General features: G+C 57.4%; 12 protein-coding genes and 1 tRNA gene. 7 read left to right on the plus strand and 6 right to left on the minus strand.

What is annotated here, in order from left to right:
• Nucleotides 1-16 precede the first annotated feature (16 nt).
• Entirely contained in the window at nucleotides 17-466 is a 450-nt protein-coding gene (locus AC4GMC_RS04660; RefSeq protein WP_487879321.1) for a hypothetical protein, read from the plus strand.
• Nucleotides 467-476: 10 nt separating this feature from the next.
• Here the strand turns inward: AC4GMC_RS04660 and AC4GMC_RS04665 are convergent, their stop codons facing one another.
• Nucleotides 477-647: a hypothetical protein gene (locus tag AC4GMC_RS04665; RefSeq protein ID WP_487879320.1), complete on the minus strand. Its 171-nt coding sequence runs from the start codon at nucleotides 645-647 to the stop codon at nucleotides 477-479.
• A 431-nt stretch (nucleotides 648-1,078) separates the two neighbouring features.
• On the opposite strand from AC4GMC_RS04665, the gene AC4GMC_RS04670 reads away from it, so the two are divergent.
• The 4 genes from AC4GMC_RS04670 to AC4GMC_RS04685 all read left to right on the plus strand — a co-directional run bounded on the left by AC4GMC_RS04670 (nucleotide 1,079) and on the right by AC4GMC_RS04685 (nucleotide 4,929).
• The gene (locus AC4GMC_RS04670; RefSeq protein ID WP_487878062.1) at nucleotides 1,079-2,293 is read left to right on the plus strand and encodes an MFS transporter; all 1,215 of its coding nucleotides are present in this window, start codon (nucleotides 1,079-1,081) and stop codon (nucleotides 2,291-2,293) included.
• Nucleotides 2,294-2,385: 92 nt separating this feature from the next.
• Nucleotides 2,386-4,197 carry a methionine--tRNA ligase gene (locus AC4GMC_RS04675; protein ID WP_487878063.1) on the plus strand — a complete coding sequence of 604 codons (1,812 nt, stop codon included), beginning with the start codon at nucleotides 2,386-2,388 and terminating at the stop codon, nucleotides 4,195-4,197.
• A 63-nt stretch (nucleotides 4,198-4,260) separates the two neighbouring features.
• Nucleotides 4,261-4,800: a tetratricopeptide repeat protein gene (locus AC4GMC_RS04680; RefSeq protein ID WP_487878064.1), complete on the plus strand. Its 540-nt coding sequence runs from the start codon at nucleotides 4,261-4,263 to the stop codon at nucleotides 4,798-4,800.
• Between the two features lie 43 nt (nucleotides 4,801-4,843).
• Nucleotides 4,844-4,929, plus strand: a tRNA-Leu gene (locus tag AC4GMC_RS04685).
• Between the two features lie 40 nt (nucleotides 4,930-4,969).
• Here the strand turns inward: AC4GMC_RS04685 and AC4GMC_RS04690 are convergent.
• Complete coding sequence (locus tag AC4GMC_RS04690) at nucleotides 4,970-6,421, minus strand: cobyric acid synthase (RefSeq protein WP_487878065.1); 1,452 nt, start codon at nucleotides 6,419-6,421, stop codon at nucleotides 4,970-4,972.
• Nucleotides 6,422-6,602: 181 nt separating this feature from the next.
• Between AC4GMC_RS04690 and AC4GMC_RS04695 the strand changes: the two genes are divergently transcribed.
• Nucleotides 6,603-7,361, plus strand: coding sequence for a rhomboid family intramembrane serine protease (locus AC4GMC_RS04695; protein ID WP_487878677.1), 759 nt, complete (start codon nucleotides 6,603-6,605; stop codon nucleotides 7,359-7,361).
• 16 nt (nucleotides 7,362-7,377) lie between these two features.
• Here AC4GMC_RS04695 and efp read toward each other — a convergent pair whose 3' ends face one another.
• The gene (gene efp, locus AC4GMC_RS04700) at nucleotides 7,378-7,941 is read right to left on the minus strand and encodes an elongation factor P (protein WP_487878678.1); all 564 of its coding nucleotides are present in this window, start codon (nucleotides 7,939-7,941) and stop codon (nucleotides 7,378-7,380) included.
• A 214-nt stretch (nucleotides 7,942-8,155) separates the two neighbouring features.
• On the opposite strand from efp, the gene AC4GMC_RS04705 reads away from it, so the two are divergent.
• Entirely contained in the window at nucleotides 8,156-8,476 is a 321-nt protein-coding gene (locus AC4GMC_RS04705; protein ID WP_038006813.1) for a DUF6280 family protein, read from the plus strand.
• 92 nt (nucleotides 8,477-8,568) lie between these two features.
• On the opposite strand, the gene AC4GMC_RS04710 is transcribed toward AC4GMC_RS04705, so the two are convergent.
• The 3 genes from AC4GMC_RS04710 to AC4GMC_RS04720 form a co-directional block, all read right to left on the minus strand.
• Nucleotides 8,569-9,402, minus strand: a complete 834-nt coding sequence (locus tag AC4GMC_RS04710) for a hypothetical protein (protein WP_487878679.1) — start codon at nucleotides 9,400-9,402, stop codon at nucleotides 8,569-8,571.
• Nucleotides 9,403-9,514: 112 nt separating this feature from the next.
• Entirely contained in the window at nucleotides 9,515-10,897 is a 1,383-nt protein-coding gene (locus tag AC4GMC_RS04715) for a TolC family protein (RefSeq protein ID WP_487875718.1), read from the minus strand.
• Between the two features lie 46 nt (nucleotides 10,898-10,943).
• Nucleotides 10,944-11,597: a protein-L-isoaspartate O-methyltransferase family protein gene (locus AC4GMC_RS04720; protein ID WP_487875719.1), complete on the minus strand. Its 654-nt coding sequence runs from the start codon at nucleotides 11,595-11,597 to the stop codon at nucleotides 10,944-10,946.
• Nucleotides 11,598-11,855: the final 258 nt, after the last annotated feature.

Below are 11,855 nucleotides of genomic sequence, written 5' to 3' on the forward strand. Positions count from 1 at the left end.
CGTGAAAAGGCCCATGATGATCAGCACACGATACAAGGCGCTCTCTTGGTTCAATAGTTTAACCCAGAGTTCGATGCCAGTGGACAGCATCGTAATGATGTCCGGCCTATTGGGCCTTGGGCTGATCGTGCTTGGGGCGGCTGCAAATAACATGGATACCTTGGCGGGCGCCGCGGATGTGCGCACTCGGCTAGCGGTACTAAGCCCTGACTATGATGCCAGCGCCTGCCCTTCGGGCTGGATCGAGAGCCATTCCGCCCACACGGGCTTGAGCCAAGATGATCTTCGGGCTTGGTTTGCGCAAAAAGACCAAACTACAGATAGCGCTACGATCTTGGCAGTTTTGTCCGCACACGCACAAGCGCCCCACGACTTTCGCTACAGGGCGCCCATGCGCTTGGCAGAGTTGCAGATTTTGATGTGTTTGGCCGAGCGGCGGGAGCTACCTCTCCCAGCCCACTCTTGACCTTTTGCGCTTACCCTCGGCTGGAGCCGAAGATCAGCGTCAGAATGTTTTGATTGGTTTGGCGATCGCTTTTGATCGTGATCAGTTCGTCTTGCGCGTCCTGCGCGACGGTGACCGACGGAACGGCCAGAGGCGTGAGGAGCGAAAGCACAACAACTGCGCGGGTTAGAAAACGTGTCATGTTATGTCCTTTCGTCGGTCTGGAAAAAACTTCACGCCAGTGACAGACCATTCAGGGGCGTGCGGGCGGGCCGTAGTGTGTGCGAAGCCCGTCCATTGTGTGTGGTGAAACCCGTCATTTCGGCTTTCATGAAAAGGTATATGCACCCCTGCCGCCTCTCATTCAATGAACGTAAGCGTGAGAATTAGGCAAAATGGGTGCGGGTTTGCACACACAGAGGCAGCCTATGCACCAAGCTCCCAAATCCGTGAAATATGCTCACCCAAGCGTGAGGAAAATGCCGCAACAAGACGATTGCGCCATCAGGGCGCCTAGAAACGACGCGCTTGATCACAATACGTGACAGCTAAGGCGAAAGCGCACATTCTACATTGATCTTAAGGTGTTTTTCGCCGTTTCTGAGAACCAGAAATTATATAAAGGCCGCTCCCATGCGGATGCTTATTTCTTTTGCCGCCCTGTTCCTGTCGGTGCTGCTTTTGCAAATCTCATCGGGTGGGGTGGGCCCGCTAGACGCGCTTTCAGGGCTAGAGCTGGGGTTTTCCACTGCTGCGGTTGGTGCACTAGGCTCTGCGCATTTCGTCGGCTTTTTCGTCGGATGTTGGTGGGCGCCGCGGCTTTTGGGATCGGTGGGACATAGTCGGGCATTCGCGGCCTTTACTGCGTTGGGCGCAATCGGACTGTTGGCGCACATGGTCTGGGTCGATCCATTTTTCTGGAGCATCTTGCGCGTCGGAACCGGATTGTGCGTAGCAGGCTGCTACACGGTAATCGAAAGCTGGTTGCAGGCCAAAGTCACGAATGAGACGCGTGGCCGCGCGATGGGCACATACCGGATCATTGATCTATCGGGGTCGATCCTTGCGCAATTGATGATCGGCGTGCTCGAACCAGCGTCCTACCTGTCCTACAATGTGCTGGCTATTCTGTGCTGCGCGGCTCTGTTGCCGATCACACTCACCCGCACGCCACAGCCCGAAACGCCCAGCGCGCCTCGGCTGCGGCCCCGACTGGCGCTGTCCTTGTCACCACTGGCAGTGGCGGGTGTGGTTGTGGCTGGCGTGTCCTCTGCGGCCTTTCGGATGGTGGGTCCGATCTACGGCCAAGAGGTCGGCCTGCGTGCAGATCAGATCGCATATTTCCTTGCGGCCTTCGTGTTGGGGGGCGCTTTGGCGCAATACCCTGTGGGTTGGCTTGCAGACAAATATGACCGACGCTGGGTGTTAATTTGGCTATCAATCGCATCGGCGCTGGCATGCGGGATAACGGCTGCGACATCGGATCAAGGCACCGTGGTGGTGATGCTGGTCGCAGGCCTTTTCGGGTTCACGACCTTTCCGATCTATTCGGTTGCAGCCGCACACGCCCACGACTTTGCAACTTCTGACACGCGGGTCGAACTATCCGCGGCCCTTATGTTTTGGTTCGCGGTTGGGGCCATCGCCTCACCCGTCGTATCATCGCAGCTATTGGCAGCCTATGGCCCGGCGTCCCTCTTTCTGCTCATTGCGGTGGCGCATGTCTTGCTCGCGGTGGTTGGGATTGTCAGGATGCGCGCCCGGCCAACGGTTGAAGAAAAAACCGCCTATATCTACGCCCCCCGCACCACGTTCACGATTGGCCGGCTTTTGTCGCGCAAACGCTAACGTTCCACATAACATCGCACACCTAAGGCCGCATTGGGTGGACGCCTGCCCGGGCTTGGACTAAGCAAAAGCCCGACACCTGCGGAGAGACCATGGCGCGTATTTTGATCACATCGGCGATCCCCTACATCAACGGGATCAAACACCTTGGCAATCTTGTGGGCAGCCAGCTGCCTGCGGACCTTTATGCGCGCTACATGCGCCAGCGGGGCCATGAGGTCATGTTTATCTGTGCCACTGACGAACACGGCACCCCAGCTGAACTGGCCGCGACCAAAGCAGGCAAGCCGGTTGAGGCATTCTGCGCCGAAATGCATGCCGTCCAATCCGAGATCGCCGACGGCTTTCGGTTGTCGTTCGACCATTTTGGCCGCTCATCCTCGACCCAGAACCATACTTTGACGCAATACTTTGCGGGCAAGTTAGCTGATAACGGCTACATCCAAGAAATCAGCGAAAAGCAGGTTTACTCTAATGCCGACGGCCGCTTTTTGCCCGATCGTTATATTGAGGGCACCTGCCCCAACTGCGGTTACGACAAAGCCCGCGGCGACCAATGCGAAAACTGCACCAAGCAGTTGGACCCCACAGACCTTATTGACCCACGCTCTGCCGTATCCGGCAGCACAGACCTAGAGGTGCGCGAAACCAAGCACCTTTATCTGCGCCAATCCCAGCTTAAGGATCGGTTGGATGACTGGATCAACAGTAAAATCTTTTCGATACGGGACGTCGAAAACGACTCAAATCAAAATCCAGCCCTACCCTATCGGAACGGAATTCGTCAGGAAAACTACGACCCTCTTCAACATTGGCCGGTTCTGACCACTTCCATCGCCAAGAAATGGCTGCACGATGGCGACGGCCTGCGCGACCGCGGTATTACCCGCGACCTGAACTGGGGCGTACCCGTCAAACGCGGTACCGACGAATGGCCCGGGATGGAGGGCAAAGTCTTTTACGTTTGGTTCGACGCGCCCATCGAATACATCGCAGGGACCGCCGAATGGGCCGAGGCGCAGGGTCTGGATGACAGTGCTTGGCGCCGCTGGTGGCGGACCGATGAGGGCGCAGATGACGTGCGCTATGTCCAGTTTATGGGCAAAGACAACGTGCCGTTCCACACGCTCAGTTTTCCCGCGACGATCATGGGTTCGGGTGAACAGTGGAAGCTTGTCGACTACATCAAGTCGTTCAATTACCTCAACTACGATGGCGGACAGTTCAGCACCTCGCAGGGGCGGGGTGTGTTCATGGATCAGGCGCTCTCGATCTTGCCGGCCGACTATTGGCGGTGGTGGCTGCTATCCCATGCCCCCGAAAACTCCGATGCAGAGTTCACATGGGAAAACTTCCAATCCAGCGTGAACAAGGACTTGGCAGATGTGCTGGGCAACCTTGTGAGCCGCGTGACCAAGTTCTGCCGGTCCAAGTTTGGCGAAGTGGTGCCAGAAGGCGGCGTATGGGCAGAGCGTGAGGCGGCATTGATCGCGACGCTCACGGCCAAGACGCGCGCCTATGAGGGCTTCATGGACGCCATGGAGGTCCGCAAGGCCGCAGCCGAGTTGCGCTCAATCTGGGTGGCAGGGAATGAGTACCTGCAAGAGGCTGCACCGTGGTCTGCGTTCAAGACGGACCCTGAACTGGCGGCGGCACAAATCCGGCTCGCTCTGAACCTGATCCGCGTCTACGCGGTCCTATCACGCCCCTTCATCCCCGATGCCTCGGCCGCGATGTTGGCCGCAATGGGGACCGAAGACGACAACTGGCCCGACGATATGACGGCCGCGCTCTCGGTGCTGCCTGCGGGCCATGCCTTTGCCGTGCCAGAAGTGTTATTTGCCAAGATCACGGACGAGCAGCGCGAAGAGTGGCAAGAGCGTTTTTCGGGCACACGCGATTGACCCTATCAAGCCCGCTTACACGGCGGGCTTGACCTAAGCGGCCTGAGACGCACCATTAGGGGCATGAAACATGCCTTAATGATCCTCAGTCTGAGTATTGCCGCTCTGCCCGCATTTGCAGAGACCTGCCCCGAGGCTCCGCCAATTGCAGCGGATATGGACCGACTCGTGGCACAAGTGCAGCGTGCACCGGACGAAATGGCTGCGCGCGCACTGTCTGCTGAAATGTGGAAACTGTGGCTGCAAGCCCCGGATGAATACAGTCAAAACCTACTGGATAGTGCAATGGCGCGTCGCAACGTGGCGGATTATACCGCCGCTGAAGCCGCGTTGACCTCACTTGTGCAATATTGTCCGTTCTACGCTGAGGGCTGGAATCAGCGGGCGTTTGTTCGGTTTCTTCAATCCAACTGGGACGGAGCGTTGAGCGACCTTGATCAAGCGCTCAAATACAACCCACGCCATACAGGCGCGCTGACCGGCAAGGCACTGACGTTAATCAACGCAGGCCGCGACGACGAGGCCCAACCCGTGCTGCGAGAAGCGTTAGAACTGAACCCATGGCTGGCTGAACGTGCGCTTTTGCGCGGCGAAGACTTATAGCGACTTGCACTCGGCCCAATGCCCCGGCAAAAGGTTCCTGTGTGCGGGCGTGGTGGAACGGTAGACACATGGGACTTAAAATCCCTGGGGCGAGAGCCCGTGCGGGTTCAAATCCCGCCGCCCGTACCAACCTGACTTCTCTGCTAGATCGCAGCAAGTTCCGCGCGTTCTAGACCTTTCCGAAAATCCCACCAAGCGCATCTAGATCAAGGTTATCGGCCATATGGTCCGCAAGCGCATCCAGCGTTGCCTCGACCTGCGCGCCGTAATCCATCTGGGTAGTTTGCGCGCCCAAGCCCGCCAAAAACGCCGTTCGAAATGCATCAGCCTCAAACAGACCGTGCAAGTAACAGCCGCGCACCCTGCCCGTTTCACTGACCGCACCCACGGGTTGCCCATGCAATTTGAGCCAACCGCGCGCCATGTCGGGACCAGAGGTTTCACCAATGTGGATCTCATATCCGGTCAAATCAGCCCCACTGTCGGGATGATGCGCCTGCACCCGCGCCAAGTGTTTGTGCGGGGTCATGATCGTTTCGATATCGAGGTGACCAAGGCCCGCCACATCGCTGGGCGCGCCCTCAATCCCGTCAGGGTCTGCGATCCTGCGCCCCAGCATTTGGTAACCGCCGCAGATGCCCAGCACATGCCCACCGCGTCGGATATGTGCATGCAAATCCACATCCCAGCCCTGCGCCCGAAAATGCGCGAGATCAGCGATCGTGGATTTTGATCCGGGGATCAGCACCAAATTAGCGTCCGCAGGCAAGGGACGACCCGCTGTCACAATCTCGACCGAGACGTTCGGATCCACCGAAAGCGGATCAAGATCATCGAAGTTCGCGATGCGATTCAATCGCGGTACCGCAACTTTGAACCCGCCGGTACGAGACGACCGGATATCCATGATATCCTCTGCCGGCAGCTTCCAAGCATCAGAAAACCACGGCAACACCCCGATTGAGGCCCAATCGGTACGGTTCACAATCTCGGTCAGCCCATCATCAAATAGGCTAACATCGCCGCGGAACTTGTTGATCAGAAACCCTTTGATCCGCGCCGCGTCCTCTGGCGGCAGGATGTTTTGTGTGCCCACAAGCTGGGCGATGACGCCGCCACGATCAATGTCACCAGCGAGGATGACGGGAATGTTCACAGCCTCTGCAAACCCCATGTTTGCAATGTCACCGGCGCGCAGGTTGATCTCAGCCGGGCTGCCCGCCCCCTCAACAATAATCAGGTCTGCCTCTGCCGCGAGACGATGAAAGCTTTCGACACAAGCCGCGAGCAAGTCCGGCTTAACCTTTGCATAATCGCGCGCCTTTAACGTGGCAAAGCGTTTGCCCTGTACGATGACTTGCGCGCCGACATCCGTTTCCGGCTTAAGCAACACTGGGTTCATATCAATGCGCGGAGCAACGCCTGCAGCCCATGCCTGAAGCGCTTGGGCGCGGCCAATCTCGCCCCCGTCTTCGGTTACAGCCGCGTTGTTAGACATGTTCTGCGGCTTGAACGGGCGCACACGCAGCCCTTTGCGCGCATAGTGCCGGCACAAGCCCGCAACCAACATGGATTTTCCCACGTTGGACCCTGCACCCTGGATCATGATCGCTTTGGCCATGGTCTCTCCCTTTGGGGCCGTTGTGCCTTGTGCCACCGGGCAGAGCCATAGGTTTTGTGGCTTCAACGCGGAAATTTTTGCACCTTGAACAACAAAGGCCCTGCCCCCGCGCGCGTGATGGCGTTGACGCCGGATACCACTTTGTATCTGCTGATAGACGCCCCAGAACCTAGGACCCACCATGATCCCCATTCGCGACCATAATCCCTCTAGGCGGGTGCCCTACGTGACCTACGCCCTACTGGCGGCCAACATCATCATCTTTTTGACGTATGGGTTTGAGCCGAACGGCCGCGCGGCTGCGATGGTCTTTGGTAGCTTTGGCGCAGTCCCCATCGAGATCGCCCAAGGGTTTGAATTACACACCCTCGTGACGTCAATGTTCCTGCATGGGGGCTGGATGCATCTGGCTGGAAACATGCTGTTCTTGTACATCTTTGGCGACAACATGGAGGACCAACTGGGCCACATACCCTTTGCTGGATTTTACGCGATTGGCGGGGTGGTGGCGACGCTGGCCCACATTGCCGTGGACCCGTTCAGCCGCATCCCGTTAGTTGGGGCCTCGGGCGCGATTGCTGCTGTTATGGGGGGCTACTTACTGCTGTTTCCCAAAGCGCGGATCGACATCTTTGTGTTTTTCGTGATCATCATCCGGATCATCCCAGTGCCCGCGTGGATGGTTCTGGCGATCTGGTTCGGGCTGCAATTGTTCAACGGCGTATCAGCCGGCAGCACGAGCGCCGTGGCCTATTGGGCGCATGCGGGCGGTTTTATTGCGGGGTTTGTCATGACATTGCCGTGGTGGATTGCCCGAGGCGGGCCGCAGTTTTGGCGGCGCACTCAAATGCATCCACCCCACCCAGAAACGCATTATACCAGATCGCACATTCCGCGTACGGGTCGGCGCAACACAGGCCCTTGGGGGCCAAAGCGATGAGGGATTATGCCGAGCGCTAGGCGCGCTCGGTGTATTCCATCGTCTCAGTATTGACGACAATGCTTTCATCTTGAGCCACAAACGGGGGCACCATGACACGCACCCCGTTGTCGAGGATCGCGGGCTTAAAGCTGTTGGCGGCAGTTTGACCTTTGACCACTGGCTCGGTCTCAACGATCTTGCAGATCACCTTTTGCGGCAGCGAGGCGCTGAGCGCTTCGGCGTCGTAGTATTCGATCACAGCGGTCATGCCATCCTGCAAGAATGGGCGCCGTTCTCCCAAAATGTCTGCGGGTAGTTCGATCTGCTCGTAGGTCTCAAGATCCATGAACACCAACATGCCATCAGTCTCATAGAGGAACTGTTGATCTTTTTGCTCAAGACGTACTTTTTCGATCTTATCCGCTGAGCGAAATCGTTCATTCAACTTGGAGCCGTTGCGAAGGTTCTTCATCTCGACTTGTGCGTAGGCACCGCCCTTTCCGGGCTTCACGTGGTCGACCTTCACAGCCACCCAGAGGTGAGCATTATGCTCCAACACGTTTCCGGGGCGGATTTCATTTCCGTTAATTTTAGGCATTGGGCAAAACCATGGCAAAAGGTTGAACAGATCTTGCGCATGCCTATATCTGGTGGACCAGTGGAGGGCAAGCCAACGATATGCAGCAAAAGGTTGACTCGACCTATGCATATAGTGCATCTCAGACATTCGAAGTTCGCATACCCGAATCGTCGTAAAATCGTCATATTGGGCGGCACCCCGCAAATGCAAGAGCAATAAAACAGGACGGCCTATGATGGATTTCGTTGACGGAACAGCTTTCAACTTTGAGCAGGGACAACGGTCTCGCAAGCTGTTTGCCGCAGTAGTTTTGGCCGCCTTGGATGATGCTATCGCTGATGACAAAAAGTACGGCAATGGCCCTGAACAAATCGCGCGTTGGGCCCGCTCGCGTGATGGCCGTGAAGTCCTGTCGTGCGCAGGAATTGACCCCAATGAACGTGTTGTCTCCGGCCTGATGGATTTTGTCGGTCGTGGTGTGCGGACCTCTGTCGCGCTGTCGCGCGAAGAGAGTGAGCGTCGCAACGCCGCCGCTGAGGCAGAAGCTGCTTAAGCAACCTAGATACAACAAAAAAACGCCGCGCAGATCAATCTACGCGGCGTTTTTTTATGCCTGAGAAAACCGCTCAGGCTAAAAACCAGAGGCTAGTCGAGATCTTCGCTCGACAGTATTTGACGGATTTCGCGGCGCACCAATTTGCGAACATTGCGAGTGATACGTTCGCCCAGCTGCCCGGCGAATTCCTCGCGCACGACCTCTGCGATAATCTCGCGCAAGGTTTCCTCATCCAACACGTCATCGCCATCTTGCGGCTTAGGCTCAGCGGCACGCTGAACCTTGTCCTGTGGGAACGGAATGGCAGAAGGCAGAGCGTGAGGGGCTTCAGGCGCGGTGGTTGGCAAGTCTTGTAAGACAGAATCGTCAGCCGCATCAAGCGTCGCCACATCCATGTCTGACGGGCTCAGCCGCGCGACGGTCTCAAAGGGCTCGTCCATCGAGGCTTCATCAAATGCGACCTCGACCATAGGCGCCTCAGAGACTGCCGTATCGCCCTCTTTGGCTGACAGATCACTTTGAACCGGCACCTCATCACCCTCAGACTGCTCTGAAGTGTCGTGGCCAACAGTATTTGTGTCAGCGGGCGCAGCAAAGGCGCGCTCAAGGGCCGGATCAAGAGCAGGCATTGTATCTGCTCGGCTGTCTCCCGCCACCGGGGTCATTAAGACATCTGCATCAGGTGCATCCTCAAGGGATGCTTCGTCCATCTCATCCAAAGCCTGCTCAGGCTGCCCCAGCACCCGAATAGTTTGATACGGGTCTTCGGGCTCCGTCACCCGCAATTGCGGCGTCAAAACCAGCTTATCGGGGCGCTGTCCTGCCATAGGAGGTCGCGGCACGTGCGCGCCCTCATCACTCACCAAACGACGAATGGAGGACAATACGTCCTCAATGTTCTGCTTGTTGGTCTGCTCGGCCATGCGTGCCCTCTCCCGTGACTTGGTGCACAGTTTACGAGGTTAACCTATCACAGCCACATACGCATGGGCAGCCCCTGAGCATCGGCAATTTTCCTCGAATACAAGCTATCGGCTATTTACGGTTCAATATCCGATCGAGGCGCGCGCCCTGCTCGGATCGAACAAGCCCCGATGGCGTTGCGGTTATCGCGTTATAATAGTTGGTTACATCGTACCGCTCAACGTCCAGCCCCAGATGCTCAGTCGACAAAAGACCAAGGGATTGAAGAACGCTGTACACCGCTAAATAGGCGCTTGTTTGCGCATTTAGAACGGCGTTGCGTGCATCCAGCAACTCTTGTTCAGCATCAAGAACATCAAGCGTGGTCCGCGCACCAAGACGGGCTTCTTCACGCACGCCCTCAAACGCCAATTGCGATGCCCGAACCTGCTGTTGCGTGGCCGTTACCTGCGCACGCGCGACCTGTAGCTGCGCCCACGACCGCTTTACGCCATCGGATACGATACGGCCCTCTTGGGCCAAGCCAAAGCGCGACGCCTCAAGCGCTGCCTGCGTCTGACGGATCAGAGAATTCAGCGTACCACCATCATAAAACGTCCGAGAATACCGCAGCCCGACCGTCCCGCTTGAGGTTTCATCCCCATTGCGTGCGCCTGTGCTGACACTGCCCGTCACGCCGACGGTCCCAAAGGTGTTGCGCTGAGCGGCCGCCGAAAGCAATTCGTTTGATTTAACCGTATGTTGCTGGGCCAGCAGCGATGGCGCGGTACGCATTGCAATCGCCTCAGCTGCTTGCACGGTAGCAGGCAGCGCAGGCGGTGACGGAGGCGTCAGCAAAGCATGCGGCGCACGACCAATAGTCAGAATGTAGTTGGACCGCTGGATTTCAACATCGCCCTGCGCGCTTGCCAATCCAGAGCGCGCCTGCGCAAGCCGCGCACGCGCCAACTCAACATCCGTTCGGGTAACTTCACCGACCTCGAAACGATCCTCAGCGGCGCGCAACTCCTGTGTGATCAGGCGCAGATTGCTTTCGCGCAAGGCTACGGCCTCGATCGCGGAGCGAAGCTGTAAAAACGCCTGAACCGCATTGAACAGGATCTGTTGTTCAACACTGGCTAGGTTTTGACGCGCAGCGAGAACCAACTCCTTGGTCGACTCCAAACGCACGGACCGCGAGCCGGCGTCCCAAACGGTCCAATCGGCATTGACCCCGATCGATGTCGTAAACGAATCCGTAGGGCCATCGACCCCGTTTTGGCTGAGTGACGCGAAATAGGACAACACCGGCTGAAAACGCGCCTGTGCCTGCGCCACGCTTTCATCTGTTGAGCGCAGCAAAAACCGCTGCTGCTGAACCAGATCGGAATTGTTGTAGGCAAACACCAACGCATCCGCGAGCGAATGCGCCTTGGCTGCTATGGGTGCCACGCTCATCCCCGCTACAAGCGTGAATGCCGCGAACCCGCGCACCGTTTTTTCTATTGAAAACATTGCCCTGCCTTTCTGGTTTTGCCGCAGACCCGGCCCCAGAATGGGATCAGAGCGCGAAGCCTTTTTCAAGTGTAAAGCCGGGCAGAACAGGCATCGTCGTATTAAATGCCATGCGCCAGCTGATCCGACCGTTCGATTTGTGGCCAATTTTACACGCACCCAGAGCGCCTTCAACAAACACGGCCGCGATCCGACCGCCCTCTTTGAGCTGATCTTCGATCGCTGAAGGAATAGTCTCAACTCCACCCTCAATCACAATAACGTCGTATGGGCCCGCTTTGGGTGCACCCTCTGCCAGCGGCGCGTGCAGAACTGCGACATTATCGATGCCCTTTTCGCCAAGCGTAGCTTCGGCGTCACGTGCCATGTCGCTGTCTTCCTCAACCGCCACTACTGCGTCAACCATCCGCGCCAACACGGCCGCTGAATAGCCCAACCCACAGCCCAGATCGAGCACCAACTCATCCCGCTCCAAATCAAGCGCGTCGAGCATTTTCGCAAAGCCGCGTGCATCTGCCAACACACGGCCAGGGGTCAGCGCAATCGGCTCATCCATATAAGCAACAGGAGCCTTGTCCGCTGGCACAAAAGCTTCCCGCTCAATCGCAAGCAGCGCCTCGATTATCGGAAACTTGGTCACATCCGAGGGGCGAACTTGGGTGTCCACCATCATGGTGCGCAGAGCAGTCGTGTCGGTCATTATCTTATCTCGCCGGTCTCGAAAGGTCAGATCGTCTTGTCATAGCAGCCAAACTAGCGCAACTGGAAGCCGAATGTGCTCCCTGCGGCCATGAGCCATCCTGCCCAAGAACGCACCTTCGCCAAGATCGTAAAAAGGACCCTTGAAGCCAGTCCCGGGCAAGGGTAATGAACACACAGTTGCTCGGGCAACTTATCGGCGCGGCTACACCACAGCGCCGAAGCGAGGCGAGTTGGCGGAGTGGTGACGCAGCGGATT

The sequence above is a fragment of the Thalassobacter sp. genome, from assembly GCF_982993085.1.

Excerpts from the sequence above, each read along its gene's own strand:
- AC4GMC_RS04675 (WP_487878063.1), top strand. The coding sequence starts at position 2,386 with ATGGCGCGTATTTTGATCACATCGGCGATCCCCTACATCAACGGGATC.
- efp (WP_487878678.1), bottom strand. The coding sequence starts at position 7,941 with ATGCCTAAAATTAACGGAAATGAAATCCGCCCCGGAAACGTGTTGGAG.
- AC4GMC_RS04670 (WP_487878062.1), top strand. The coding sequence starts at position 1,079 with ATGCGGATGCTTATTTCTTTTGCCGCCCTGTTCCTGTCGGTGCTGCTT.
- AC4GMC_RS04690 (WP_487878065.1), bottom strand. The coding sequence starts at position 6,421 with ATGGCCAAAGCGATCATGATCCAGGGTGCAGGGTCCAACGTGGGAAAA.
- AC4GMC_RS04660 (WP_487879321.1), top strand. The coding sequence starts at position 17 with ATGATCAGCACACGATACAAGGCGCTCTCTTGGTTCAATAGTTTAACC.
- AC4GMC_RS04665 (WP_487879320.1), bottom strand. The coding sequence starts at position 647 with ATGACACGTTTTCTAACCCGCGCAGTTGTTGTGCTTTCGCTCCTCACG.
- AC4GMC_RS04710 (WP_487878679.1), bottom strand. The coding sequence starts at position 9,402 with ATGGCCGAGCAGACCAACAAGCAGAACATTGAGGACGTATTGTCCTCC.
- AC4GMC_RS04695 (WP_487878677.1), top strand. The coding sequence starts at position 6,603 with ATGATCCCCATTCGCGACCATAATCCCTCTAGGCGGGTGCCCTACGTG.
- AC4GMC_RS04715 (WP_487875718.1), bottom strand. The coding sequence starts at position 10,897 with ATGTTTTCAATAGAAAAAACGGTGCGCGGGTTCGCGGCATTCACGCTT.
- AC4GMC_RS04680 (WP_487878064.1), top strand. The coding sequence starts at position 4,261 with ATGAAACATGCCTTAATGATCCTCAGTCTGAGTATTGCCGCTCTGCCC.
- AC4GMC_RS04705 (WP_038006813.1), top strand. The coding sequence starts at position 8,156 with ATGATGGATTTCGTTGACGGAACAGCTTTCAACTTTGAGCAGGGACAA.
- AC4GMC_RS04720 (WP_487875719.1), bottom strand. The coding sequence starts at position 11,597 with ATGACCGACACGACTGCTCTGCGCACCATGATGGTGGACACCCAAGTT.